The sequence below is a fragment of the Alcanivorax sp. S6407 genome (genome assembly GCF_023016115.1).
GTDB lineage: Bacteria > Pseudomonadota > Gammaproteobacteria > Pseudomonadales > Alcanivoracaceae > Alcanivorax.
Genome location: NZ_JALKBH010000007.1, coordinates 93,195 through 119,788, shown reverse-complemented (window position 1 = coordinate 119,788; position 26,594 = coordinate 93,195). Strand labels below are relative to the sequence as shown.

Sequence of the window (26,594 nt, the reverse complement as noted above, 5' to 3'; positions counted from 1 at the left end):
ACCCAACGGAGGTGCTGTCATGAAACACTTACTTGGCGCAGCGTTTGTGATTGCGGTGGTTATCCTGATCATTATCGGGCTGACCACCGATGAACAGTCCATGGATGTCCACATGGACCAGACCATGACATCGGACACCATGCCGGAGCACGGCGGCCATAACGGCATGCACAACTAGGTAGCCGCTAGGCTCCCTCCTCACGATTTGCCCGGCCGGAACATACCGGGCAAGCCGGATCCTGGCGCATGATCATGTTGCGCCACTCCAGAGTGCGGCCATCAAACAGCTGTAAACGCTGTGGCAGCACCGCCCCCACCAGCAGCTGAATGGCAGCGAGGGCCTGCAGCGTCCCCACCACCCCCACTACCGGCCCGACAATCCCGGCCTGATTGCAGGCCAGATCACCGTCAGTCCCGCCACCATAGACACAGGCGTAACAGGCAGCCTCCCGCTGGCGAAGATCAAATACCGCGAACTGGCCATCCATGCGAATGGCCGCACCACTGACCAGAGGCTTGCCATAGCGAACGCACGCCTGATTGACCGCCTGCCGGGTGGCAAAATTATCAGAGCAGTCCAGCACCACACTGGCATCACAGACTTCCTGATCCAGCCAGGCGGCATCCACACGCTGCACACAGGCGCGGACATCCACATCCGGGTTCAGCTGCTGGAGTTGATCGCAAAGGGCTTCTGCCTTGGGCTGCTGGATCTGGCCACCGCGGAATGCCACCTGCCGGTGCAGGTTGCTGAGTTCCACCACATCATCATCCGCCAACACCAGCTGACCGATACCGGCACCGGCAAGATAGAGGGCCGCCGGGTTGGCCAGACCGCCACAGCCCACGATCAGCACCCGCGCCGCAGACAGCGCTTCCTGCCCGGCCAGATCGACTTCGTTGACCATCAACTGACGGCTATATCGTTCAAGCTGTTCGTCGTTAAACATGGATCAAATCCGCTGCACGCAACATGCTTCACGCCTCACGCGAAAGATCAAAATTCCGGTGGAGATTGCCTTCGGCAATTTCCACCCTAGGAAGAAGCCGAAGCGAACCGGCCAAGAGTGACACGATCATTGCCGCCCAGATCCTGCGCTGTACGCACCTGATCAAAACCGGCCTCAGCCAGCAATGTCCGCACCGCTTCGCTCTGCTCGAAACCATGCTCCAGCATCAGCCAGCCGCCATCAACCAGCTTGCCACTGGCCTGGCGCACGATGTCGGACAGGTCCGCCAGTCCATGATTTTCTGCCACCAGGGCCGAGCGGGGCTCGAAGCGCACATCGCCTTCGTCCAGATGATGGTCCGCAGCATCGATATAGGGCGGGTTGCTGACGATCAGATCAAACGGCCCGTCGCAGGGTGTGAGCCAGCTGCCCGCCACACATCGCACCGGGGCACCCAGCTGCCCGGCGTTGTACTGGGCCACCTGCAGGGCTGCATCGCTGTAATCCACCAGCGTTACCTGCCAGTCCGGCTGTTCCAGGGCCAAAGTAATCCCGATGGCCCCGGTACCCGTGCCCAGATCCACTACCGTCGCCGATTTCGGCAACGGCAGCGTCAGGGCCACATCGATCAGGGTTTCGGTGTCGGGACGGGGAATCAGGGTATCGGCGGTGACCCGGAAAGGGCGGCCGAAGAATTCGCGTTCACCGGTCAGGTGGGCCACCGGCTCGCCGGTTTGCCGTCGTGCCAGTAACGCCTCAAAGGCGACCAGCTGATCCGCATCCAGCTCCCGGTCAGACCAGGTGAAAAGCCAGGTGCGGGTCTGTTTCAGCACATGACAAAGCAGCAGTTCTGCATCCAGCGAGGCGGAGGGCGATGATGCCAGCCGGCTGCGGGCATCTCGCAGGGCGACATCGATGCGCATGTTACTGATCGCCCAGCGCGGCCAGCTGGTCCGCCTGGTACTCCGCCAGCAACGCGCCCAGCACTTCATCCAGGTCCCCTTCCATCACCTCGGCAAGGCGATACAGGGTCAGGTTGATACGGTGGTCGGTGACCCGGCCCTGGGGATAGTTATAGGTCCGGATCCGCTCGGAACGGTCACCGGAGCCCACCAGGGATTTCCGTTCCGCTGCCTGCTCGGCGTGGGCTGCATTCTGCTGGGCATCATACAGCTTGGCACTCAGCAGGCTCATGGCCTTGGCCTTGTTCTTGTGCTGGCTGCGCTCGTCCTGACACTCCACCACGACCCCGGTGGGCAAGTGGGTAATGCGCACCGCAGAATCGGTAGTGTTGACGTGCTGACCACCAGCACCGGAGGAACGGTAGGTATCGATACGCAGGTCTTCGTTGCGGACCTGGATATCACCCAGATCTTCTGCCTCGGCCATGATCGCCACGGTACAGGCAGAGGTATGGATACGCCCCTGGGATTCCGTGGCAGGGACACGCTGCACACGATGGGCACCGGATTCAAATTTCATTCGTGAATACACGCCCTCACCAATGACCCGGGCGATCACTTCCTTGTAACCGCCATGCTCACCCTCGCTGGCGCTGACCAGCTCCACCTTCCAGCCCATGCGATCGGCATATTTGGAATACATGCGGAACAGGTCCCCGGCAAAGATCGCCGCTTCGTCACCACCGGTGCCGGCACGCACTTCCAGGAACACGTTGGCGCCGTCGCGGGGATCCTTCGGCAGCATCAGCATCTGCAGCTCATCAGCCAGCTCATCCATGCGCGCCTGGGCATCACGGGCTTCTTCTGCCCCCATTTCACGCATTTCCGGATCGCTGTCCTCCTGCATGGCGCGGGCCGCCTCCAGGTTCTCCAGGCTCTGCTGGTATTCCTGATAGCACTTCACCACCGGATCAATTTCCGAATATTCCCTGGAAAGATCACGGAAACGGTTCTGGTTGCCGATCACATCCGGGTCGGACAACAGGCCGGACAGCTCCTCGAACCGGTCTGCCAGTTTATCCAGTTTGCCTTGCAGCGACGCTTTCATAAATTCGCTTCCACGCTTCACGCGACACGCGGTCCGCAGACGCGCGCAAAATCAGAGTATTGAAAAAGGGCTATTGCGACGATTCATCATCGCCAAGCAGCACCTCACGGGCAGTGAGCAACGCCTCCGCGCGACCTTCCGCCGCCATCTTGCGCAGGGTCACGCTGGGGCCGTGCAGCCACTTGTTGACCAGTGAATGCTGAAAACGGCGCAACACCTCTTCCGGATCACCGCCGTTGTTCAGTTGTTGAAGGGCCTTGTCCAGTTCTTCCGCCGCCATACGGGTACGCTGCTCACGATAATCGCGCAACACCCCAACCGCATCCTGCTCGCGGCGCTGACGGCGATGGCGAACGATGGCGTCCCGAATCAGCTCCGCGGCTTCCTCGGCGGCTTCCTGACGGGCACGGACATTTTCCTGAATAGCTTCCTGGAGGTGATCCACAGTGTACAGGTAGACATCATCCAGATTCCCCACTTCCGGCTCGATATCCCGCGGCACGGCAATATCCACCATGAACATGGGCCGATGACGGCGCTGCTTGAGGGCCCGCTCCACCATACCCTTGCCAAGAATGGGCAACGGTGCTGCGGTGCAGGAAATCAGGATATCCGCCCGCTCCAGCGCCACCGGCAGCTCTTCCAGGCTGATACCCCGCCCGCCCACGCTGGCGGCCAGCTCACTGGCGCGTTCGGCGGTACGGTTGGCGATGGTGATTTCGCTGACCTGCTGTTCGCTGAGATGACGCGCCACCAGCTCGATCATCTCACCGGCGCCGATCAGCAATGCCCGGCTTTTCTTCAGATCGGCAAAGATATGGCGGGCAAAAGACACCGCGGCGTAGGCCACGGATACCGGATTGGCGCCAATCCCGGTTTCGGTACGAATCCGCTTGGCCACCGAGAAGACTTCCTGGAACAGCCGTGACAGCTCGCCATTGAGCAGCCCCGCCTCATGGGCGCGAGCATAGGCTTCGCGCATCTGGCCGAGAATCTGGGGTTCACCCAGCACCAGCGAATCCAGCCCGCCGGCGACACGCATCATGTGCTCCACTGCCTGCTCTCCGCGGTGCTGGTAAAGCACCGCTTCCAGCTTGTCACGGCCAAGACTGCGACGCTGGGCCAGCCAATCCACCAGATCAGGGCAGTTGTCGTCAGTGAGGCAGTACAGTTCGGTACGGTTACAGGTAGACAGCAGCGCGGCTTCCCGCACCCCGGGGGTTTCTCGAAGGCTGGCCAGCGCTGCCTGCGCCTGCTGCGTGGAAAACGCCAGGCGTTCGCGTATCTCCACATCGGCAGTGGTGTGATTAACGCCAACAGCAACCAGATTCATAAGATGTCGAGCCCGTCCGTCGTGACGGCGGCCCCTTTCCCGTCCGTACCAGTCAGCCATAACGGCCCGGAATCCGGGCCGCAAGGGTCACGCATTTTGCGCGAAAGCGCCCGTTAAAACAATGATATGGACCATAGAACCGGGGCAGGAATGCATTATGGTTTTCGGCCTGCGGACCACTGTGCCATGATAGCCAAAACAGAAATCAGGCAATCTTCCTTTAATGACGCGTCTTCTTTATTTGCCGCTGTGCGGCCTCCTACTCCTGCAGGGATGCAGCACCCGGCCTGCCGACCCCGCGCCCGACAGCCCGGCTGCCGCCCCGGCAGAGACAGCACCGCTGGCACCTCCTCAATACGATAGTGCCTCACTGGCAGACTTGCTGGTGGCAGAGGTCTCTGCGCAGCGCCAGGCCTACGGCGTCACTCTCGGCTACTACACCGCCGTGGGTAAAGATACCGGCGACCCTCAGGTCCTCAGCCAGGCCGCTCGACTGGCCCACTACCTGGAAGATCACCACCAGGCCCTGTTGCTGAGCCAGCAATGGCTGGAACAGGACCCCGACAACGAAGAAGCCCTGCAACTGGCCATCCTTTCCGAAATCCGTCTGGGCAACACCGAAGCCAGCACCCGCTATCTGGACACCCTGCTGGGCACCCATGGCGAACAGGCCCTGGGCCGGCTGGTGGTCCAGGCTCGCGGACTGGATGAGGAAGGCAACCTGCAACTGGTAAAATCCCTGGCCCAACTCACCGACCAATACCCTGAACAGGCCCCTCTGTGGTATGCCCGCGCCCTGTGGCAGGAGCGGGAAGGCAATCTGGAGGCAGCACTGGCGGCCGACGAGCAGGCCCTCAAGCGCATGCCTCGCCATGAAGACGCCCTGCTCCTCAAGGCTCAGCTACTCTACAAGATGGGCGAAAAGGACAAGGCACTGCGACACCTGAAGAAACAGGTGCGCAAATACCCGGACGCGCGCCGTACCCGACTGGCCTATGTGCGCATGCTGCTGGCCAGCGGCGAAGTGAAGCAGGCCGAAAAACAGCTCACCATCATGGCCGAGCGCAACCCGGATGACCTGGACCTGAAATTCTCCCTGGCCCTGCTGGCCCTGGAAGCCGGCGCCACGGACACCGCCCGTGAGCAACTGCAACAGTTGCTCGCCATCAACTACCGCCCGGATGACGTCCACCTTTACCTTGCCCAGGGCGAAGAGCAGCAAAATAATCTGAACGCAGCCATTGACCACTACCTCAAGGTCGGTGGCCCCCAATCCATTCGCGCCCGGGTACAGGCCGCGCGGCTGATGATGCGCGAGGGGCAGACAGAGCAGGCCCACGCCCTGCTTGCCAACCTGAAACTGCAGCATCCGGAAATGGCCACCAGCCTCACCCTCAGCGAGGCAGAAATGCTCAACAGCCTTGGCCACAGTGATCAGGCCCTGGCCCTGCTCAGCCGCTCTCTGGAGAGTGAGCCCGACAATACCGAACTGCGCTACAGCCGCGCCATGCTGTCCGAAAGAGCCGGCGACCTGGCGCAGCTGGAAACCGATCTGCGCCACATTCTGTCGCTCAACCCGGACGATTCCCAGGCCCTCAACGCCCTCGGCTACACCCTGGCCGACCGCACCACCCGGCTGGATGAGGCCTATGACTACGTCTCCCGGGCGATCGCCCTTAATCCGGAGGACCCGGCCATCCTCGACTCCATGGGCTGGGTACTTTATCGACAGGGCAAGCTCAAGGAAGCACGTAACTACCTGCGCCGCGCCTATGAAAAGTTCCCCGATCCAGAGGTCGCGGCCCATTACGGTGAAGTCCTCTGGGTACTGGGCGCCCAGAACCAGGCCCGGGAAATCTGGCGCGACGCCCTCAACAGCAACCCGGACGCACCCCACGTGCGCGAAACCATGGAAAGACTGGGAGCCCGTCTGTGAAAGCCCTTGTTCCCCTGATCGCCCTCACCCTGATCCTGGGTGGCTGTCAGAGCCGGCCCACCAGCACCGACAGCTACACCCATCCCGGCCAGATCCAGTACTGGCAAATGGACGGAAAACTGGGATATCGCACCGTCAATGATGGCGGCAGCGCCACCTTCGAATGGCAACAGCAGCCCACCCGCGGCGACATCCGCTTTTCCGGTCCACTGGGATTCGGCAGTGCCGAACTGCGTTGGGACACCGGCCGCGCCGAGCTGATCACCGCCAAGCAGCAATACCAGGCCCGCAGCCCCGGCGAGCTGGCCTGGCACCTGACCGGCTTCTGGCTGCCCATTTCGGCCCTGCAGTACTGGGCCCGCGGCCTGCCCTGGCCCGGCGCCCCCGGAGAAGCCAGCTATGACGACAATGAGCAGCTACTCACCCTGGAACAACTGGGCTGGCAACTGGAGTTCGACCGCTATGAACCCGTGGCCGGCGTAAACCTGCCTCACCGGGTCAAAGCCCGGCAGAATGGCAACCGCTTCACCCTGCTGATCAAGCAATGGGCTCCCGGCAAACCATGACACTGATCCTGCCAGCCCCGGCCAAGCTCAACCTGTTCCTGCACATCACCGGGCGTCGGGATGACGGCTACCACTGCCTGCAGACCCTGTTTGCCCTGCTGGATCACGGCGACACCCTGACCTTCGAGCCAGCAGAAACCCTGCAACTGCACTGCGACAACCCGGACGTACCCTGCGACGACAGCAACCTGATCCTGCGCGCAGCCACCATTCTGCAGCAACACACAGGCAGCCAGCAGGGCGCCCGCATCTCGCTGACCAAGCGGCTCCCCATGGGCGGAGGCGTGGGCGGCGGGTCGTCCGATGCAGCCACCGCACTACTGGGACTGAACCAGCTATGGGGCCTTGAACTATCGCTGGACACCCTGGCCAGACTGGGCCTGAGCCTGGGGGCTGACGTGCCGGTGTTTGTACACGGAAAATCCGCCTGGGCAGAGGGTGTCGGCGAGCAAATCACCCCCGTTTCACTACCGAATGCACACTTTTTAGTCATTCATCCCGAAATTCATGTATCAACTGCTCGAATTTTCGGCGACCGGGAATTGACAAGGGATACCCCCATCAGTAAATTACCGGCCTCGCTTGAGGCGGTGCTGACCCGCGACTTTCACAACGACTGTGAAGCGGTAGCAAAACGGCATTTTCCGGAGATCGGAAAAACGCTGGACTGGCTCAGGCAGCATACGGGTAACGCCCGTATGACCGGTACAGGCGCTTGTTGCTTTGCAAGACTGACCGGATCGCAACAGGGGCAGCAGTTGCTGCAACAGTTGCCACAACACTGGACAGGTTTCGTCGCTCGAAGCAGAAACACTTCCCCTCTTCATGAGGCACTGGCAAGGTTTCGAGAGACACAGAATTCAGGCGAATCTGCACAAACCGGAAACACACACCGGTAAAAAGTGCAGACCTGAAAAAGAGTGTTGGGGTATAGCCAAGTTGGTAAGGCAGCGGGTTTTGATCCCGTTATTCCCAGGTTCGAGTCCTGGTACCCCAGCCATATTTCTTCACCGGCCCCACCCCTTCCCCGGGGCCGGCATAATACACGACAGGTCATCACGAAGAGAGGCGCCAGTGTCCAAGCTCGTCGTTTTCACCGGTAATGCTACCCCCGAACTGGCCCGCGCGATGGTCAACCACCTGAATCTGCCCATCGGCAACGCTGATGTCGCGACTTTCAGCGATGGCGAAGTGGCCGTTGAGATTCAGGAAAATGTCCGTGGCAAGGATGTGTTCATCGTCCAGTCCACCTGCAACCCCACCAATAACAACATCATGGAACTGCTGGTCATGGCCGACGCCCTGCGTCGCTCCTCCGCTGGCCGTATCACTGCCGTGATGCCGTACTTCGGCTATGCCCGCCAGGATCGCCGCGTGCGCTCCGCCCGGGTGCCGATTACCGCCAAGGTGGTGGCCGACATGATCACCACCGTAGGCATTGACCGCGTGGTAACCGTGGACCTGCACGCAGACCAGATCCAGGGCTTCTTCGACATTCCCGTGGACAACGTCTACGCCACCCCGCTGATCGTAGCGGACATCGAACGCCAGAAGCATGACGACCTGATGGTGGTTTCCCCGGACGTGGGCGGTGTGGTTCGTGCCCGGGCCCTGGCCAAGCAGCTCAATGATGCCGACCTGGCGATCATCGACAAGCGTCGCCCCAAAGCCAACGTTTCCCAGGTGATGCATATCATCGGCGAAGTGAAAGGCCGCACCTGCATCCTGGTGGACGACATGGTCGATACCGCCGGCACCCTGTGCAAGGCCGCCGACGCCCTGAAAGAGCACGGTGCAGCCAAGGTGTTTGCCTACATCACCCACCCGGTGCTGTCTGGCCCCGCCATTGACAATATCGCTGGCAGCTCGCTGGATCAGCTGGTAGTCACCGACACCATCCCGCTGTCCGAAGCCGGCCGCGCCTGCGACAAGATCCGCGTATTGAGCCTGGCCCCGATGCTGGCCGAGACCATCCGCCGGGTGAACAACGAAGAGTCCCTGAGCGCCATGTTCGACCGGCTGGAGCTGGTTTAACAGGCCGCAGCACGCTTCACGCAACAACACGGAGCAGGTTTCCTTGATCTGCTACCCTGGAGGCCGCGCACCAGACCTGGGCGCGGCCTCTTGCGTTTCAAACCTGACCCCACTTGTCGCGTTGTTGCGTGGTGCGTGTTGCGTGTTGCCGCCCGAAGGGCCATAATCGCGCCCCCGCGGAATCCTCCACGGGATTATTTAACCTCTCTGGCCGACCTGGTCGCGGGAAGCTTGAGAGCATACTGGAGACATATCATGTCCAATGAATTCCTGCTGAATGCAGAAAGCCGCAGCGATACAGGGAAAGGTGCGAGCCGCCGCCTGCGTCGTCTGCAAGATCGTGTACCTGGCATCGTTTATGGTGGCGAAGCCGAGCCGCAGATGATCAGTGTTGAGCTGCGTGAACTGAAGAAGGCCCTGGAAAACGAAGCCTTCTACAGCCACATCCTGACCCTCAAGATCGACGGCAAGGAAGTACAGGCGGTTCTGCGTGACCTGCAGCGTAACCCGGCCAAGGGCTTCCCCACCCACGCTGACTTCCTGCGTGTGGACAAGACCCACAAGATCACTATGAACGTACCGCTGCACTTCATCAACGAAGCCGCCTCCGTGGGCGTGAAGCAGCAGGGTGGCGAGATCCAGCACAACATTTCCGAAGTGGAAGTGAGCTGTCTGCCCCAGGATCTGCCTGAGTTCATCGAAGTGGACATGACCGCTGTTGAACTGAACGCCATCGTTCACCTGTCTGACCTGAAACTGCCGAAAGGCGTGGAACTGACTCAGCTGGCGCTGGGCGACGACCACGACCAGCCGGTTGCTGCGATTCACGCGCCGAAAGTTCGTGCTTCCGAGTCTGACGACGAAGCCGGCGAAGAAACCGCCAGCGAAGAATAAGACGCACTGTGGCGGAACCTGTTCGACTGATCGTGGGCCTGGGCAACCCGGGCCGCGAATACGAAGACACCCGCCACAACGCCGGCGTCTGGTATGTGGATGCCCTGGCCCGTCGCCAGGGCATCTTCCTTACCGAAGACAAGAAATATTTCGGCCTCACCGGCACCTTCACCTTTGAAGGCGAAACCATCCGCCTGCTGGTACCGACCACCTTCATGAACCGCAGTGGTCAGGCCACCGCCGCCCTGGCGAACTTCTTCAAGATTCCCGTTTCGCAGATTCTCGTCGCCCATGACGAACTGGACCTGCCCCCCGGCACCGCCCGCTTCAAGCTCGGTGGAGGGCACGGCGGCCACAATGGTCTGCGCGATATCATCAGCAAGCATGGCAACAGTCGCGATTTTTACCGCCTTCGCCTCGGCATCGGCCACCCAGGCTCCGCCGCCCTGGTCACCCCGCACGTGCTCAACAAGCCCTCAAAAGCGGATCGTGACCTGATCGACCGCGCCATCGACGAAGCGGTCTACTACACCCCGGATCTGCTGCGTGGCGATCTCAACACCGCCATGAACAAGCTGAACGGGTTTAAAGCGTAAGAGCCGCAGCACGCAACACGCTTCACGCAACAACACGAAGCCTGGCCTCTGCCAGTTTCGAATGCTTGCGTTCCGCGCTGCTGCTCAATCCGGCATCTCTAAAGCGCGTTTCTGGAATCCTTACCTCGCTTAGGCTCGGATCGCTTGCAGGCAAGCTCCTACAGCGGCTTCGTAGCTTGTAGCTGATCATCAACGATCCCCCGCATAGCGCGCCATCACCCACTGCCCGGCCGGACGCTCGCGGAGCTTCTGTAGCTGTACCTGCAGTGCTGGCGGGTGGCTGTTTTCATCGATGATGTCCCACGGGGTGCCTGCCGGGCTGAGCAGCGGCGCCAGCAGGCTTGCCGCGGCCACATCGGCCAGTGTCAGCTGATCGCCTACCAGATAATCGCCCTTACCCTTGGCAAGTATCTGCTCAAGCAATTGCAGCCCCTCTTCCAGCCGCTGCTCGGAACGCATCACCGCTTTCGGCTCGATACGGTAGAGGCGGCGTACGCCTTCCCGGGTCAGCGGCGTGAGCACAGACTGCACCACACCCGGCAGGCCATAGGGGTTAAGCATGGCCTGCATGACTTCCGGGCGATCGATAATCTGCCCGTACAGCCAACGACGTACATCCACGCCCAGCCGGTCGAACTGCTGCTCCAACTCGATCACCCGGGCACGCTGATCCGGCGCCGCCGGCAGCAGCGAGCGCTGCGGGTAATACTTTTCCAGGTAGTAGGCAATCTTGGTGGAGTCCCCCACCGTGCGGCGGTCATCCCGAAGTATCGGCAAGGTATCAATACGAGCCATCAAACGAGTACGCAGGCGGTGCGGGCCCGGCAACAGGTTCCTTATCTGGTAATCCAGCCCCTTGTGATCCAGCTGCCAGCGGGTTTTCTCGCAATAATGCGAGATCGGAAACTGGTAAAGAATGCGATCAGTCATGGTGTTGTCATACCTGCCGGGATTTTCTGGCAGTCTAGCCCAGCCCAGGCTCCACGCATCGGCAACAGCGCCTGGCCACTGCGTCCCGCCAGCAACCGCCCTTTCCGCCCTGTGGTGGTCGCTTTTTCAGCCCGCCTTGAGTAGCATTGCGCCCTCGAATTATGGAGGTCTGTCATGGGTTTCAAATGCGGTATCGTCGGTCTGCCCAATGTGGGTAAATCCACCCTGTTCAACGCGCTCACCAAGGCGGGGATTGATGCCGAGAACTTCCCGTTCTGCACCATTGAACCCAACACTGGCGTGGTGCCAGTGCCGGACCCCCGCCTGAACAAGCTGGAAGCCATCGTTAACCCGGAACGGGTACTCCCGGCCACCATGGAATTCGTGGATATTGCCGGCCTGGTCGCCGGTGCCTCCAAGGGCGAGGGCCTGGGCAACAAGTTCCTGGCCAACATCCGCGAAACCGATGCTATTGCCCATGTGGTGCGCTGCTTCGATGACGAAAACGTGATCCACGTGGCCGGCAAGGTCTCCCCGCTGGACGATATCGCGGTGATCAACACCGAGCTGGCGCTGGCCGATCTGGATACCGTAGAAAAAGCCCACCTGCGCGCCACCAAGGCCGCCAAGGGTCAGGACAAGGATGCCAAGGGCCTGCTGCCGGTGCTGGACAAGCTGCTGCCCGCCCTCAACGAAGGCGAACCGGCCCGCTCCGTAGAACTGAGCGATGATGAGCGCAAGGCGGTCAAGAGCCTCAACCTGCTCACCCTCAAGCCCACCATGTACATTGCCAACGTGGACGAGGGCGGCTTCGAGGACAACGCCCTGCTGGACGCGGTCCGCGATCTGGCCGAAAAGGAAAACTCCTCCGTGGTGCCGATCTGCGCCAAGATCGAATCCGAAATTGCCGAACTGGACGATGAAGAGAAAGCCGACTTCCTGGCCGATCTGGGCATGGAAGAGCCGGGCCTGAACCGGGTGATCCGTGCCGGCTTTGGCCTGCTCGGCCTGCAGACCTACTTCACCGCCGGCAAGAAGGAAGTCCGTGCCTGGACCGTAAAGGTGGGTGCCACCGCCCCCCAGGCGGCCGGCGTGATCCATACGGATTTTGAAAAGGGCTTCATCCGCGCCGAAGTCACTGCCTACGACGACTACATCGAACACAATGGCGAGTCCGGCGCCAAGGATGCCGGCAAATGGCGTCTGGAAGGCAAGGAATACATCGTCAAGGACGGCGACGTGGTGCATTTCCGCTTTAATGTTTAAGCGCCGCTTCACGCAACACGCCTCATGCAACACGCAAAAAAAGGCCGCACCCTACCGGGTGCGGCCTTTTTGTTTTCGCTATTAATTATTCATTATTAACTATTAACTGGTTCTTCAGTCCGTGCCACCCGCATTCACCGGTTCAAAGTCTTCATCCTTCAACTCCGGCAACTTTTCATCGCAGCCCTGAATCCCCTGCTTCTTCAGGTTGGTGCAGACCCGATCCAGCTTGTTGTCCACCGCATGCATATGGTCCAGCAAAAGGTGGATGGCTTCAGCCACCGGGTCGGGCATGTCGTTACTCACCCCGTAGGCCTCAAAACCGATCTTGTCAGCCATTTCCTGACGGGCCTTCTCCTTCTCGGTCACCGGCTTGTTGATCACCCGGCCCGGGATGCCCACCACCGTGGCCCCTTCCGGCACCTCCTTGGTGACCACCGAGTTGGAGCCGATCTTGGCGTTCTTGCGCACGATAAACGGGCCCAGCACCTTGGCGCCGGCGCCCACCACCACACCATCTTCCAGCGTGGGGTGACGCTTGCCCTTGTTCCAGCTGGTACCGCCCAGCGTGACACCGTGATACAGGGTCACGTCATCACCGATCTCGGCCGTTTCCCCAATCACCACCCCCATGCCGTGGTCGATAAAGAAACGGCGGCCAATCTGCGCCCCGGGGTGAATCTCGATACCGGTCAACCAGCGGGAAAAGGTGGAGATGAAGCGCGCCAGCTGCTTGAAGTTTCGCCGCCACAGACCATGGGCCAGCCGGTGGAACAACACCGCATGCAGGCCCGGATAGTTGAGCAGCACTTCCAGGGTATTACGGGCCGCCGGATCCCGGTGGAATACCGACGCGACGTCCTCGCGAACTCGATCAAACATAGCTACCTCTTCACGGACCGAAGCCCATATGGATGCAGACACTTCGCCCAGGTCAGGGCTTGTCGTCACCCTTCATCTTTCTTTCCAGCGCCACCAGCACACCACGCAAAATGCTCATTTCCATTTTGTCCGGTCGGGCACGCATAAACAAACGGCGCATGCGGGTCATCACCTGGCCTGGCTGCTCCGGATTCAGAAAGCCACTCTGTTCCATGACCGTTTCCAGATGATCCAGGAAACCGGACACCGCTTCATTGGTGGCCAGCGGTTCATCCCAGAACATTTCCGGCAGCGGCATGGCCTCACGACGGGAACGGGATTCCTGCAGGTCAAACTCCTCACCGAGAAGCGCCATACGCAGCTCATAGCTGATCAGCTGCACCGCGGAGGCCACATTCAGCACCCCGTACTCCGGGTTGGTAGGCACACTGACATGCAGGTTACAGCGACGCAGCTCGTCATTGGTAAGCCCCCGGTCTTCACGGCCGAACAGCACCGCGATGCGGGTTTCCTCCGGTTCGTGGGACAGCTGGGCCGCCAGCTGGCGGGGCGTCAGGCAGGGCCAGGGAATACGGCGCTGACGGGCACTGGTGCCAATCACCAGAGTGGCGCCTTCCAGCGCCTCATCCACGCTCTGGCATACCTGGGCGGCCTCCAGCACATCCCCGGCACCCGATGCCCGGGCTGTCGCTTCCACGCTGGGGTAAGACTGCGGCTGCACCAGACGCAGGTCCGACAACCCCATGGTCTTCATGGCCCGGGCGGCAGCCCCGATATTGCCGGGATGGGTGGTTTCCACCATCACGATACGCACATTTTCCAGCATCAGCGTTCCTGTACAGAGGTCTGGTCGTAAAAGATGGCAATGTTATCATGAGCGCTGCCCAGAACGCCCGAGCTCTGCTACAATCCGCGCCCCGGTCAGGGTCTCACCCTGTCTACCGGCGTTCTTTGACAGCCCTAATGACTTTTTTGAGGACAGACGCATGCATGCGCCGCAAGTGAATATCGCCCTGCGAGCCGCCCGTTCCGCGGGTAACCTGATTCGACGCGCTGCGGAAAGCAGTGATCCGGTGTCTGTCACCAAGAAGGGCATGAACGACTTCGTCACCGAAGTGGATCGTGCGGCTGAAAAGCGCATCATCGAAACCATCCTCAAAGCCTACCCGGACCACGGCATCCTCGCCGAAGAATCCGGCATCATCGAAGGCAAGGGTGAAGGCGCTGACTACCTTTGGGTCATCGATCCGCTGGATGGCACCACCAACTTCATCCATGGCTTCCCGCAGTTCTGTGTTTCCATCGCCCTCAAGTACAAGGGCAAGGTGGAGCATGCGGTCATCTATGATCCGAATCGCGATGAAGAATTCACTGCCAGCCGCGGCCGCGGCGCCGCCCTCAATGGCCGTCGCATCCGCTGCACCAACCGCCCCGGTCTGGAAGGCTGCCTGATCGGCACCGGCTTCCCGTTCCGCAAGGATCAGGCCCCGTTCATGGACGCCTATCTGGGCATGTTCGCCGACATCGCTGCCAGCACTGCCGGTCTGCGCCGTCCCGGCTCCGCCGCCCTGGACCTGGCCTGGCTGGCCGCCGGCCGCCTCGACGGCTTCTTCGAATTCGGCCTGGCCGAATGGGACATGGCCGCTGGCGCCCTGCTGATCACCGAAGCCGGTGGTCTGGTCGGCGATCTGAGCGGTGGCCACAAATTCCTGGAAAGCGGCGGCGTCGTCGCCGGCAGCCCGAAAGTCTTCAAGGGCCTGCTGCAAAAGATCAAACCGCACCTCACCGACGGTCTGCGACGGTAGGATCCGCTTCAAGCAACACGCAGCACGCAACAACGCGGCTCATGCCCGGTGCCAACCGACACCCCCTGAGCCGCGTCCCCATCGCCTCGCCTCGCATCGCATCGCATCGCCCGCAAAGTGTGACGCTGAATCGCGGCTCCCCTCCTTCTTTTTCCACTCCGACTCCAGCCCGCGTTGTTGCGTGCTGCGTGATGCGTGTCGCGTTAAATCCTTAGACCCCAAACCGATTTTTGCAATTCGGCATGGACATCTGAGCCTCCTTTGCTAGCGTGAAAGACAGACGCTTTCGCAAGGAGACCCGGAATGACCGCAGTGAAGCTTTCTGAGCAGGCCCTTTTTCGTGAGCAATGCTACATCGGTGGGCAGTGGTGTGATGCCGATGATGGCAGCACCATTGAGGTAGATAATCCCGCCACCGAAACCGTGCTGGGCAAGGTCCCTCGCATGGGGGAGGCAGAAACCAACAAGGCCATCGCCGCTGCCGATGCGGCTTTTCCCGCCTGGCGGGACAAGACCGCCGCCGAACGCGCCAACCTGCTGGAAGCCTGGCATGACTTGATGATGCAGCATCAGGACGACCTGGGCCGGCTGATGACCCTGGAACAGGGCAAGCCACTGGCCGAAGCCAGGGGTGAAATCGCCTACGCCGCCTCCTTCCTGAAATGGTTTGCCGAAGAAGCCCGGCGCGCCTACGGCGACACCATTCCCGGCGCCAAGCCCGGCCAGCACATCGTAGTGATCAAGCAACCGATTGGTGTCACTGCCGCCATTACTCCCTGGAACTTCCCCTCTTCCATGATTACCCGCAAGGCCGGCGCGGCCCTTGCCGCCGGCTGCACCATGGTAGTCAAACCCGCCAGTGCGACCCCCTACTCTGCTCTGGCACTTGCCGAACTGGCAGAGCGGGCAGGCATTCCCGCTGGCGTATTCAATGTGATTACCGGCAGCGCCGGCGCCATTTCCACCGCCCTGACGGACTCCACCATTGTCCGCAAGCTCAGCTTTACCGGCTCCACCGAGGTGGGCAGCAAGCTGATGGCACAGTGTGCCAAGCACATTCAGAAGGTCTCACTGGAACTGGGCGGCAATGCCCCCTTCATCGTGTTTGACGATGCCGATCTGGACAAGGCCGTGGAAGGCGCCATGGCCAGCAAGTTTCGCAACACCGGCCAGACCTGCGTGTGCGTGAACCGTTTCCTGGTACAGGACAGCGTGCACGACGCGTTCGTAGAAAAACTCAAGAACGCCATCGAAGCCATGAAGATTGGTGACGGTCTTGAGGATGGCGTTACCCAGGCCGCCCTGATCAACCGTGGCGCCGCCGACAAGGTCATGGAGCACATTGAAGATGCGCTGGGCAAAGGCGCCAAAGTGGTCACCGGCGGTCAACGCCATGAAAAGGGTGGCAGCTTCGTGCAGCCCACCCTGATCACCGGTGTTACCCAGGATGCCCAGCTTTGCCTGGAAGAAACCTTCGGACCACTGGCTGCGGTGATCACCTTCAAGGATGAGGACGAAGCCGTTCGCATCGCCAACGATACGCCGTACGGGCTGGCCGCCTACTTCTACAGTAACAACATTCATCGCTGCTGGCGTGTCGCCGAGGCACTGGAAAGCGGCATGGTCGGCGTTAACGAAGGCATCATCTCCAACGCCGCCGCGCCGTTCGGTGGGGTCAAGGAATCCGGCCTCGGCCGGGAAGGTTCCCACCAGGGCATGGATGAGTACCTGGAAGAAAAATACCTCTGCATGGGGAATTAAAGCTACAAGCCGCAAGCTACAACGCGAAGAATGGTCAGTTAACACTGAAAGGCATTAGACCCGCGCTTTCCCCCATGAATCGCTGGCTCAGGACTAAGCAGATTGCTCATACCTGTCCCGTGTTGCCGCTTGTAGCTTGAGGCTTGTAGCTTCAGAAGGAGTTGCGGATGACCGAAACGCTGAAGATTGCACTACTCCCCGGAGACGGCATCGGCCCGGAAGTCATGACCGTTGCCGCGGAGATTCTTGCGGAACTGGTATCACGGTTTCAGTTACCGGTGGAGCTGCAATCCTTCCCCTGGCCTTCCCATGACTGGCATCAGCAACACGGCGAGATGATGCCAGCCGATGGCGTGGACCTGTTGCGTGGCTTTGACGCCATCCTGCTCGGCGCCCTGGGCGATCCCGGTCCCATAGATGATCCGCAGCGCTATGTGCTGTCCGACAGCATCTCGCTCGCCCCGCTTCTGGCCCTGCGCAAGGAACTCAACCTGTGGGCCTGCGAGCGTCCCGCGCGCTGGTTACCCGGTGCACCACAGTATCTTGCCGACTCCCGTGCCAATGACGTGGACATGCTGGTAATTCGCGAAAACAGCGAAGGGGAATACAGCAACCAGGGGGGCCGACTACGCGCTGGCACTCCCAGCGAAGTGGCCACCCAGGTGGAAGTGTTCACCGCCGGCGCCACCGAGCGGCTGATTCGCCATGCCTTTGAACGGGCCCGTCAGCGCGCCGCCCAGCGGCATAGCCCGCGTCAGTTCAAGGGCGACAAACACGCCCAGGTCTGTCTGATCACCAAGCGCAATGCGCAGCCCTTCTGGGGCGACCTGTACACCGAAACCTTTGCGCGCATTGCCCGGGAATATCCCGATGTGGATACCCACCACGAGCTGGTGGATGCCGCCTGCATGAAGTTCGTGCAGTGCCCCTGGCGCTTCGATGTGGTGGTCGCCAGCAACCTGCATGGCGACATTCTTACCGACCTTGCTGCAGTACTGTGTGGTGGCCCCGGGCTGGCTCCCTCGGCCAATCTGAATCCCGCCGACGAACGCATCCCGGCCCTGTTCGAGCCGGTGCATGGCAGCGCCCCGGACATTGCCGGCCGTAACATGGCCGACCCCAGAGCCACCCTGATGAGTCTTGCCATGTTGCTCGATCATCTGGCCCCGAAACACCCGGCCATCGGCAATGCGGCACAACATCTGCATGACCTGATTGCAGAAGATATGAAACACGCTTTCTCGGGAACAAGAGAAACCGGGCAACGACTGAGTCAACGACTGGCGGCGGGATAAACCCGACGCCAAAGCGCGACAGAAAGGAGGCGCCATGAGTCATCTGTCCCCCCTGCTGGTACAGTCCAGCGGCATTTGTGCGGAGCGCGGCGAAGGAAGCTGGCTCTACGACAAGGACGGCAACCGCTGGCTGGACTTCACGTCCGGCATTGGCGTCACGGCCACCGGCCACTGCCACCCGAAGGTGGTGGCGGCTGCCCAGGAACAGGTCGCCAAACTGGTCCATGCCCAGTACGCCACCGTCACTCACCCCAACATGCTGGCCCTTACTGATCGTCTCTATGCGCACCTGCCCCAGGGACTGGATGCCGTTGCCTTTTCCAACTCTGGCAGTGAATCCGTGGAAGCCGCCGTGCGCCTGGCACGCCAGGCCACCGGCCGCACCAACCTGATTGCCTTCCGGGGCGGCTTTCATGGCCGCACTTTGGCGGCCGCCTCACTGACCACCTCCACCAGCAAGGTCCGCACCGGCTGGCAGCCACTCATGGCCGGGGTCAGCATTGCCCCCTTCCCCCATGCCTATCGCTATAACCAGGACATGGATGAATGCGTCGCCGCCTGCCTGCATGAGCTCGATCATATCTTTGCCACCGAGTGCAATCCGGCGGACACCGCCGCCATGATCATCGAGCCGGTACAGGGTGAATATGGCTACTACCCGGCCACCGAAGCCTTCATGAAAGGATTGCGGGAACGTTGTGACAAGCACGGCATCCTGCTGATCGCCGATGAGATCCAGGCTGGCTATGGACGCACCGGCAAGTTCTGGAGCCATGAACACTATGGCGTAAAACCGGACATGATCATTACCGCCAAGGGGCTGGCCAGCGGCTACCCGCTGTCGGCCATTGCCGCCAGCAAGGAGCTGATGAACCACGGTTATCCCGGTTCTCAGGGCGGCACCTACGGCGCCAATGCAGTGGCCTGCGCAGCGGCACTGGCAACCCTGGATGTCATCGAGGAAGAACAACTGGTGGCCCGTGCCGAAAAACTCGGCGGTGAACTGCGCAGCCACCTGGAAGGCCTGCAGAAGGAATACGACGGCATTGACGAAATCCGCGGTGCCGGCCTGATGCTCGGCGTGGAAATGGTCAGCGCGCCGCACAAGCCCGACGGCGATCGCGCCGCGCGCATTCTCAAACACTGCGAGCAGAATGGCATGCTGATGCTGCGCTGCGGAAGCCAGGGACAAGTGGTGCGATGGCTACCGCCACTGACCGTCACCGAAGCGGAAATCGAAAAAGCCGTAGGCCTGTTCGAAGCCGCACTGAAAGAAACCTGAAAAGCAGCAACAAGCTCCAGGCTGCAAGCTACAACGCGACTCAGTATCTTGCAGTTGAAAGCGGTTTCCGCCGCACCCACAGCACAATCGCGGGCGCAGAGTCTGAAAAGGATCAGGCCTATCGCGCGTTGAAGCTTGTAGCTTGCCGCTTGTAGCTAAAGAAGGAGTTTTAATGACACAACCCACCATCACCGTCCTGCTCGCCGAAGACGAACCCAGCCTGCCCGGGCTGGATTCCCTTGCCGGTCAGGCCGAGGTGCGTGAGGCACGTACCCGTGCCGAGCTGGAAGCGGCGCTGCCGGTCAGCGAGGTTCTGGTGGTAACGGATTTTCGTACCGAGATGTTGGCAGAGGTCTGGCCGGAGAACTGTCCGGTGCGCTGGGTACACGCTACCAGTGCCGGTGTGGATGCCCTGATGATTGATCCGATTCGCCACAGCGACATCGTGGTCACCAATGCCCGCGGCATCTTTGATCGCGGCATTGCCGAATACGTGCTCGGCGCCCTGCTGATGTTTGCCAAGGACACCCTCACCAACCTTTCCCTGATGAAGGAACACCGCTGGCAGCACCGGGAGACCGCGCTGCTGCGAGGCACCCGTGCCGTAGTGGTCGGTGCCGGGTCCATTGGCCGTGAAGTCGCCACCCTGCTCGGCGCCCTGGGCGTCAGCGTGGTGGGTACCGCTCGCAATGCACGGGACGATGCCGCCTTTGACAAAGTGCATGCCCAGCAGGATCTCCCCGCTCTGCTGGCTGATGCGGACCACGTGATTATTACCGCCCCACTGACCCCGGATACGGAAGGCCTGTTCGATGCCGACCAGTTCCTGCGCATGAAACCCGGCGCGGTACTGGTCAATGTGGGGCGGGGCCCCATCGTCGACACTGCGGCACTGCTGGCTGCCTTACAGAGTGGTCGGCTGGGCGGCGCTGCCCTGGATGTGTTTGAAGAAGAACCCCTGCGTGCCGATCATCCGCTGTGGGATGAACCCAACGTGATGATCTCTGCCCATATGGCCGGCGACTTCATCGGCTGGCGGGCAGCACTGGGTCAACAATTTGTCGATAACTTTCAACGCTGGCAAACGGGCGAAGCCCTCAACAATCCCGTCAGCAAGGAACATGGCTATGTAAGTAATGCCTGAAGCCAGACGCAGGCTGCCTGCGCATGGCCCACGGCATGAGCGTCAAACCAGGAGGTACGCCGATGAGCAAGGAACTACTGACCATGAGTGCCCAGGCACTCAAAGCCGCTTACCAGACCGGCGCATTATCGCCGGTGGAAGTCTGCTCCAGCCTGCTGGACCATATTGAGCAGCACGATGATGCACTCAATGCCTGGTGTCTGATTGATCGGGAAACCACCCTCAACTGGGCCAGGGAATCCGAGCAACGCTATCAGGACGGCACCTCAGAAGGATTGCTGGATGGCGTGCCGGTGGCGGTCAAGGATGTGTTCCTCACGCCCATGTGGCCCACGGTGAAGGGTTCAAAAACCATCGACCCGGAATCCACCCTGAACAAGCGATCCCCTGCCGTGGCCGCCCTGGAACGGCACGGCTATGTTCCGCTTGGCAAGACCACCACCCCCGAGTTCGGCTGGAAAGGGATAACTGATAGCCCCCTGTGCGGCCCCACCAACAACCCCTGGGATCCGAGCAAAACCGCCGGTGGCAGCAGTGGCGGCAGTTCAGCCGCCGTCGCAGCAGGCATGGCACCGCTGGCGCTGGGTACCGATGCCGGAGGCTCTATCCGTATCCCTGCCGGCTTCTGTGGCATCGTCGGCCACAAGCCCACCTTCAGCGAGGTGCCCCACTGGCCGGCCAGTCCGTTTGGCACCCTCGCCCATGCGGGCCCGATGACGCGCACCGTGGCCGATGCAGCGCTGATGATGAACGTGATGACCGAGGCAGATCCACGTGACAGCCTTGCCGCCCCACGCCGTCACATTGATTACGTGCGCGAACTGCACCAGCCCATGAAAGGGCTGAAGATCGCCATGAGCCCCAACCTGGGTTATGTGGACGTGGACGGGGAAATCGACAAGGCCTTCAAGGAAGCCGCCAAAGTCTTCGAGGCATTGGGCGCCATTGTCACCGAAGCCGACCCGGGCTTCAGCAATCCATTGGCCGCTTTCAGCCATCTGTTCTACAGCGGTGCAGCCAATGCCATGCGCGACCTGGGCGACCGTCAACGCAGTCTGATGGACCCGGCCCTGGTGGAAGTCGCCAGCAAGGCAGAAAAGTTGAGTATGCTGGATTATCTCGGTGCCATGAACGAGCGCATGGCAGTGAGTGAACGCATGGCGGTGTTCCATACCAAATACGATCTGCTGATCACTCCTACCTTGCCCATCGAAGCCTTCGACACCAACCGTGAAGTGCCGGTGGACTGGCCCAGCACCCGCTGGCCCACATGGACGCCATTTACCTACCCCTTCAACATGACAGGCCAGCCAGCGCTGTCCGTGCCCATGGGGCTGAACAGCAACGGTCTGCCCATGGGGCTGCAGATTGTCGGTGCCCGCTTCGATGACGCCCGGGTACTCGCCGCCGGCCACGCCTTCGAACAGGCACAACCGTTCGTGCACCTGCCGCCGATGCTGCAGGAATAACCCCTCTCTGTAGGAGCGTCGCTGGCGGCGCGATTCCGGCGATGGTTATCGCGCCACAAGCAACGCTCTTGCGGATAAGGTTTTTCAGGAAAGGAGAACATGATGGGCAATATCAATCTGGACACGGATTTCTACGAAAGCGAAGACCCGATCTGGAACCCGGCGTTGCTCACCATTCCGGTGCCCGGCATTCGCCGCATGGTCAATCTGGCAGCGGACATGGACGACGTGATTCACCTGTCTATCGGCCAGCCAGACTTCAAGCCTCCCAGCCATGTCATCCAGGCCGGGGTAGACGCACTGAACGCAGGCCAGACCGGCTACACCATGGACGCCGGGCTGCCGGAATTGCTGGAAGCGCTGGCAGACTATTACAGCAAACGCTATGGCCGGCCGCTGTCACCGGAAAACCTGATGATTACCACCGGTGCCACCGAGGCCATCTACCTGGCTCTGACGGCCACCTCAGCTCCTGGACGCGAGTTTATCGTCCCCGACCCTTCTTTCATGTTGTATGGGCCGCTGATTCGCATGAACGGCGGCACCGTCAAACACATCGCCACCCGGGCGGAAAATGATCATCAGCTGGACCCGCAGGAAGTGATTGATGCCATGGGGCCCAACACCTTTGCCGTGGTGCTCAACTCACCCAGCAATCCCACCGGCACCATCTATCCGCGGGAAACCATTGAAGCCATCGTGGAAGAAGCGGCGTATCGCGGCATACACGTGATCAGCGACGAGGTGTATGACCACCTGATCTATGACGGCCGGGAGTATCCCAGTGTACTGTCCTGCTGCTCGGATCTGGATCATGTGATGGTGATCAGCAGTTTTTCCAAAACCTTTTCCATGGCGGGCATGCGCGTGGGCTGGCTGATCGGCAGCCAGGGCGCCATCAAGAAACTGCGCCGCTACCATATGTTCACCACCACCGTGGCCAATACACCCTGCCAGTGGGCGGGGGTAGCCGCCCTGCGCGGCAGCAACCAGTTTATCGACAGCATGGTGGAGGAATACCAGCAACGCCGGGACCGACTGGTGGAACTGGTAGAACAGACCCCGCACCTGACTGGCTACCGCCCGGAAGGCGCCTTCTATTTGTTCCCGTCACTGCCGGAAGGCGTAGACGGCGCCAACGTAGCCCTGAAAATGCTCCGCGAAACCGGCGTCTGCACCATCTCCGGCGACACCTTCGGCGAAGCCGGCAAAAGCGCCTTACGCATCAGCTATTCCACCTCCCTGGATCAGATAGAGGAGGCCTTCGAACGCATCATCCCATGGATGAAGAAACAAAACTTTTCGTGAAGCTGCAAGCCTCAAGCTACAAGCTAGAACACGGACAAGTGAATCACGAGTTTCTAGCGCCTTGCCCGCGCACAACTTCAACAATCAATCGCGGGCACGGTCTTTTCCCTCCAAAAGGGCTTTCTCGCGTTGTAGCTTGCAGCTTGCCCCTCCATCGCCTGCAGGCAGGCTCCTACGGCAACACCAAAACAAAAAAAGCCGCGAAAGAGTCGCGGCTTTTTTTGTTTTCGCTGTTAACTATTCACTGTTAACTGTTAACTGCTCTTAAGGCATTTCATCAATTTCTTCCGGCTCCGGAATGATGAAGTCTTCCTTGCTCACGTTCATCATGAACAGGATGTTGCTGACCACATAGATAGAAGAGTAAGTACCTACCGCGATACCCACCAGCAACGCCTCCGAGAAAGCGCGCATGACTTCACCGCCAAAGAAGTACAACGCCACCAATACCAGCAAGGTGGTCAAGGAAGTATTGATGGTCCGGCTGAAAGTAGCATTCACTGCACTGTTGATGATCTGGGTCGGATCATTCTGACGGGAGTTCCGGAAGTCTTCCCGGATCCGGTCGGCAACTACAATGGAATCGTTCAGTGAGTAACCGATCAATGCCAGCACCGCCGCCAGCACCGTCAGGTCGAACGGCCACTGCACCAGCGAAAAGATACCCAGCACGATGATCACATCGTGAAACAAGGCCACCACGGTAGCGACACCAAACTTGTTGGAGAACCGGAACCAGACGTAGATCATCATCAGGCCCAGCGCCAGCAACATGGCCGTACCGGATTCATCGCGCAGTTCATCCCCCACCTGGGGGCCCACATACTCGACCTTGAGCAGCTCCAGTTCCGGGTTATGTCCCTGCAGGGCAGCAAACACATTGTGACCGACTTCATCGGCATCCACACCGTCTTCCGGCGCCACGCGGATATTCACTTCCTTGGGAGAACCGTAGTGCTGCACCACCGCATCACCGTAACCGGCCGCCGCCAGATCACTGCGGGTCTGTGACAGTTCAACATCCGTCGGGCTTTTTACCACCACGGTGGTACCACCAGTGAAATCCAGCCCGAGATTCAGACCACGGGTCACCAGCAACACTACCGAGGCGATAACCAGTATCAGGGAGACGACGCCCAGCGGTTTGCGGGCGCCCATAAAATTGATGTTCATGGTTGCTTTACTCATCGCATCACCGCCTTAAATACTCAGTTTCGCCGGTGCACGGGCGCCACGCCCGTAAACCATTTCCGCCATGGAACGGGTGCCCACAATGGAGGTAAACATGGAGGTCAAAATGCCAATAAACAGGGTGACGGCGAAGCCTTGTACAGAGCCGGTACCGGCAGCGAACAGAATCACCGCCACAATCAGGGTAGTGATGTTGGCATCGAGAATGGTGGTGAAGGCTCGCGCATAGCCTTCTTCAATGGCCTGACGCGGATTGAGACCGCGACGCAGGTCTTCCTTGATACGCTCGAAGATCAGCACGTTGGCATCCACCGCCATACCCACGGTCAGTACGATGCCGGCGATACCTGGCAGGGTCATGGTGGCACCGGGAATCAGGGACATGATGCCAACGATGATGATCAGATTACCCAGCAGCGCCACGTTGGCGATGATGCCGAACAACTTGTACCAGGCGATCATGAAGATCAACACCAGCGTCAGGCCCAACGCCATGGACTTGAGGCCGGCTTCAATGTTTTCAGCCCCCAGGCTCGGCCCCACGGTGCGTTCTTCCACGATACTTACCGGTGCCGCCAGAGAACCCGCGCGCAGCAACAGTGCCAGTTCGGACGCTTCTGCCGGATTATCCAGACCGGTGATCCGGAAACGGCTGCCCAGGGTGTCCTGAATGGTGGCCACGTTGATCACGAACTTGTCGGTGGAGCTGGTGATCTTGTCCACCAACTTGCCATCCTCGCCCTCGACCTTCTTCACGTCGGTCTTGGTTTCGATGAACAGCACGCCCATGGGGTTACCCACGTTCTTGCCGGTAATGCGCTGCATGCGGCGGGCACCATCGGAATCCAGGGTCACGTTCACTTCCGGGGAGCCAGACTGCTGATCAAACCCCATACGTGCATCAATCACCTGATCACCGGTGGCGATCTTGGATTTGTTCAGCGCAACGATACGACCTTCCTGCCCCTTGAACGGGAAGAACTCCAGACCAGGAGGCGCCATCCCGGTGCGCAGGCGCGCCTGCGATACGCTGTTGTCCACCAGACGGAATTCCAGGGTGGCGGTCCGACCCAGAATACGTCGAGCCTGGGAGGCATCCTGAATGCCCGGCAGCTGCACCACAATGCGATCCGCACCCTGACGCTGCACCACGGCCTCTGCCACACCCAGTTCGTTCACACGCTTGTTCAGGGCAGTACGGTTCTGGTCTACCGCATAGTCCTGCATTTCCTTGAGCGCACTGTCATTGAGGACCAGTACGGTTTCCGGGGCATCACCGGCAGGCTTCATGCTGAATTTATCCAGCGCCTGACGCAGCGGCGCACGAGCGGCATCGGCCGCCACCTGATCGGCAAAGGTCACCGTCAGGGTGGTGCCATTCACATCCACGCTGCGATAACGCACGCCGGCATCACGCAGGGTCAGCTTGGCGTTGCCAGCCCAGGCTTCCATGCGGCTGGTCACCACGGCATCCATATCCACCTGCAGCAGGAAGTGCACCCCGCCACGCAAGTCCAGGCCCAGGTTCATGGGGCTGGCGCCAATTGAGCGTAGCCAATCCGGCGTCGTTGCCGCCAGGTTAAGGGCAACCACATAGTTGTCACCCAGCTCTACGGCGGCCAGATCACGGGCACGCAACTGCGCCTCTGTGTCCCCCAATCGCACCAACAGGGAAGTGCCGACAGATTCGCCGGGGCCGTGACTGAGTCCGGCCTCATCCAGAGCCGCCAGCACTCTCTGACGGGCAACGTCAGAGACTTCGCCACCGGCATCAGCATGGCTGATCTGGATGGCGGGGGCGTCCGGGTACAGGTTGGGCAGGGCATAGAGACCGCAAACAACAAGTGCGGTCAAAAGCAGGAAAAATTTCCAGCGTGGATAGCGGGTCATAGCTCTTTCCGGTGTTTATTCCGGTTTTGTCCGGTGTAATGAAAAAGCCCCG

At 60.6% G+C, this 26,594-nt stretch carries 25 protein-coding genes and 1 tRNA gene; 17 read left to right on the top strand and 9 right to left on the bottom strand.

Annotation, left to right across the window (positions count from 1 at the left end; genetic code table 11):
- Positions 1–19: 19 nt before the first annotated feature.
- Positions 20–178, top strand: a complete 159-nt coding sequence (locus tag MWU49_RS14705) for a hypothetical protein (protein WP_246973786.1) — start codon at positions 20–22, stop codon at positions 176–178.
- Positions 179–185: 7 nt separating this feature from the next.
- On the opposite strand, the gene MWU49_RS14700 is transcribed toward MWU49_RS14705, so the two are convergent.
- The 4 genes from MWU49_RS14700 to hemA form a co-directional block, all read right to left on the bottom strand.
- Entirely contained in the window at positions 186–950 is a 765-nt protein-coding gene (locus tag MWU49_RS14700) for a HesA/MoeB/ThiF family protein (protein ID WP_246973783.1), read from the bottom strand.
- Between the two features lie 86 nt (positions 951–1,036).
- Complete coding sequence (gene prmC / locus MWU49_RS14695) at positions 1,037–1,873, bottom strand: peptide chain release factor N(5)-glutamine methyltransferase (RefSeq protein WP_246973780.1); 837 nt, start codon at positions 1,871–1,873, stop codon at positions 1,037–1,039.
- A gap of 1 nt (position 1,874) precedes the next feature.
- Positions 1,875–2,960: a peptide chain release factor 1 gene (gene prfA, locus MWU49_RS14690; protein ID WP_246973778.1), complete on the bottom strand. Its 1,086-nt coding sequence runs from the start codon at positions 2,958–2,960 to the stop codon at positions 1,875–1,877.
- A 70-nt stretch (positions 2,961–3,030) separates the two neighbouring features.
- The gene (gene hemA, locus MWU49_RS14685; protein ID WP_246973776.1) at positions 3,031–4,293 is read right to left on the bottom strand and encodes a glutamyl-tRNA reductase; all 1,263 of its coding nucleotides are present in this window, start codon (positions 4,291–4,293) and stop codon (positions 3,031–3,033) included.
- 223 nt (positions 4,294–4,516) lie between these two features.
- Here hemA and MWU49_RS14680 point away from each other — a divergent pair, with 223 nt between their 5' ends.
- The 7 genes from MWU49_RS14680 (at position 4,517) to pth (ending at position 10,319) form a co-directional block, all read left to right on the top strand.
- Positions 4,517–6,229, top strand: coding sequence for a tetratricopeptide repeat protein (locus MWU49_RS14680; protein WP_246973773.1), 1,713 nt, complete (start codon positions 4,517–4,519; stop codon positions 6,227–6,229).
- A complete protein-coding gene (gene lolB / locus MWU49_RS14675; protein WP_246973770.1) occupies positions 6,226–6,795 on the top strand; it encodes a lipoprotein insertase outer membrane protein LolB in 570 nt (189 codons plus the stop codon). The genes MWU49_RS14680 and lolB overlap by 4 nt, the downstream gene beginning before the upstream one ends.
- Complete coding sequence (ispE, locus tag MWU49_RS14670; protein ID WP_246973767.1) at positions 6,792–7,694, top strand: 4-(cytidine 5'-diphospho)-2-C-methyl-D-erythritol kinase; 903 nt, start codon at positions 6,792–6,794, stop codon at positions 7,692–7,694. Before lolB ends, ispE begins: the two co-directional genes overlap by 4 nt.
- 25 nt (positions 7,695–7,719) lie before the next feature.
- Positions 7,720–7,795 (top strand) — tRNA-Gln (locus tag MWU49_RS14665).
- Positions 7,796–7,869: 74 nt separating this feature from the next.
- Positions 7,870–8,829 (top strand): ribose-phosphate pyrophosphokinase, encoded by a 960-nt coding sequence (locus tag MWU49_RS14660; protein ID WP_246973765.1) that lies wholly within the window; start codon positions 7,870–7,872, stop codon positions 8,827–8,829.
- Positions 8,830–9,084: 255 nt separating this feature from the next.
- Positions 9,085–9,723, top strand: coding sequence for a 50S ribosomal protein L25/general stress protein Ctc (locus MWU49_RS14655; protein ID WP_246973763.1), 639 nt, complete (start codon positions 9,085–9,087; stop codon positions 9,721–9,723).
- An 8-nt stretch (positions 9,724–9,731) separates the two neighbouring features.
- Complete coding sequence (pth, locus tag MWU49_RS14650; RefSeq protein WP_246973761.1) at positions 9,732–10,319, top strand: aminoacyl-tRNA hydrolase; 588 nt, start codon at positions 9,732–9,734, stop codon at positions 10,317–10,319.
- Between the two features lie 189 nt (positions 10,320–10,508).
- Here pth and MWU49_RS14645 read toward each other — a convergent pair whose 3' ends face one another.
- A complete protein-coding gene (locus MWU49_RS14645; protein ID WP_246973759.1) occupies positions 10,509–11,249 on the bottom strand; it encodes a glutathione S-transferase family protein in 741 nt (246 codons plus the stop codon).
- 174 nt (positions 11,250–11,423) lie between these two features.
- On the opposite strand from MWU49_RS14645, the gene ychF reads away from it, so the two are divergent.
- Positions 11,424–12,515 carry a redox-regulated ATPase YchF gene (ychF, locus tag MWU49_RS14640; protein ID WP_246973757.1) on the top strand — a complete coding sequence of 364 codons (1,092 nt, stop codon included), beginning with the start codon at positions 11,424–11,426 and terminating at the stop codon, positions 12,513–12,515.
- Between the two features lie 114 nt (positions 12,516–12,629).
- Here the strand turns inward: ychF and cysE are convergent, their stop codons facing one another.
- Positions 12,630–13,427, bottom strand: a complete 798-nt coding sequence (gene cysE, locus MWU49_RS14635; RefSeq protein ID WP_348646707.1) for a serine O-acetyltransferase — start codon at positions 13,425–13,427, stop codon at positions 12,630–12,632.
- A gap of 22 nt (positions 13,428–13,449) precedes the next feature.
- The gene (gene trmJ, locus MWU49_RS14630) at positions 13,450–14,223 is read right to left on the bottom strand and encodes a tRNA (cytosine(32)/uridine(32)-2'-O)-methyltransferase TrmJ (RefSeq protein WP_246973753.1); all 774 of its coding nucleotides are present in this window, start codon (positions 14,221–14,223) and stop codon (positions 13,450–13,452) included.
- Between the two features lie 160 nt (positions 14,224–14,383).
- Between trmJ and MWU49_RS14625 the strand changes: the two genes are divergently transcribed.
- The 8 genes from MWU49_RS14625 to MWU49_RS14590 all read left to right on the top strand — a co-directional run bounded on the left by MWU49_RS14625 (position 14,384) and on the right by MWU49_RS14590 (position 23,712).
- Positions 14,384–15,202: an inositol monophosphatase family protein gene (locus tag MWU49_RS14625; RefSeq protein ID WP_246973750.1), complete on the top strand. Its 819-nt coding sequence runs from the start codon at positions 14,384–14,386 to the stop codon at positions 15,200–15,202.
- 303 nt (positions 15,203–15,505) lie between these two features.
- Complete coding sequence (locus tag MWU49_RS14620) at positions 15,506–16,963, top strand: NAD-dependent succinate-semialdehyde dehydrogenase (RefSeq protein WP_246973747.1); 1,458 nt, start codon at positions 15,506–15,508, stop codon at positions 16,961–16,963.
- A 167-nt stretch (positions 16,964–17,130) separates the two neighbouring features.
- Entirely contained in the window at positions 17,131–18,258 is a 1,128-nt protein-coding gene (locus tag MWU49_RS14615; protein ID WP_246973743.1) for an isocitrate/isopropylmalate family dehydrogenase, read from the top strand.
- Positions 18,259–18,292: 34 nt separating this feature from the next.
- Entirely contained in the window at positions 18,293–19,540 is a 1,248-nt protein-coding gene (locus MWU49_RS14610) for an aspartate aminotransferase family protein (RefSeq protein WP_246973740.1), read from the top strand.
- A 172-nt stretch (positions 19,541–19,712) separates the two neighbouring features.
- Entirely contained in the window at positions 19,713–20,684 is a 972-nt protein-coding gene (locus tag MWU49_RS14605) for a D-2-hydroxyacid dehydrogenase (RefSeq protein ID WP_246973737.1), read from the top strand.
- 62 nt (positions 20,685–20,746) lie between these two features.
- Positions 20,747–22,153 carry an amidase gene (locus tag MWU49_RS14600; RefSeq protein WP_246973735.1) on the top strand — a complete coding sequence of 469 codons (1,407 nt, stop codon included), beginning with the start codon at positions 20,747–20,749 and terminating at the stop codon, positions 22,151–22,153.
- Between the two features lie 99 nt (positions 22,154–22,252).
- A complete protein-coding gene (locus MWU49_RS14595) occupies positions 22,253–23,461 on the top strand; it encodes a pyridoxal phosphate-dependent aminotransferase (protein WP_246973734.1) in 1,209 nt (402 codons plus the stop codon).
- On the top strand, positions 23,434–23,712 hold the full coding sequence (locus MWU49_RS14590; RefSeq protein WP_246973733.1) for a hypothetical protein: 279 nt from the start codon (positions 23,434–23,436) through the stop codon (positions 23,710–23,712). The genes MWU49_RS14595 and MWU49_RS14590 overlap by 28 nt, the downstream gene beginning before the upstream one ends.
- A 13-nt stretch (positions 23,713–23,725) precedes the next feature.
- Here MWU49_RS14590 and secF read toward each other — a convergent pair whose 3' ends face one another.
- Both secF and secD read right to left on the bottom strand, forming a co-directional pair.
- Entirely contained in the window at positions 23,726–24,634 is a 909-nt protein-coding gene (gene secF / locus MWU49_RS14585; protein WP_246973732.1) for a protein translocase subunit SecF, read from the bottom strand.
- Between the two features lie 27 nt (positions 24,635–24,661).
- On the bottom strand, positions 24,662–26,542 hold the full coding sequence (gene secD, locus MWU49_RS14580; protein WP_246973731.1) for a protein translocase subunit SecD: 1,881 nt from the start codon (positions 26,540–26,542) through the stop codon (positions 24,662–24,664).
- Between the last annotated feature and the right edge of the window lie 52 nt (positions 26,543–26,594).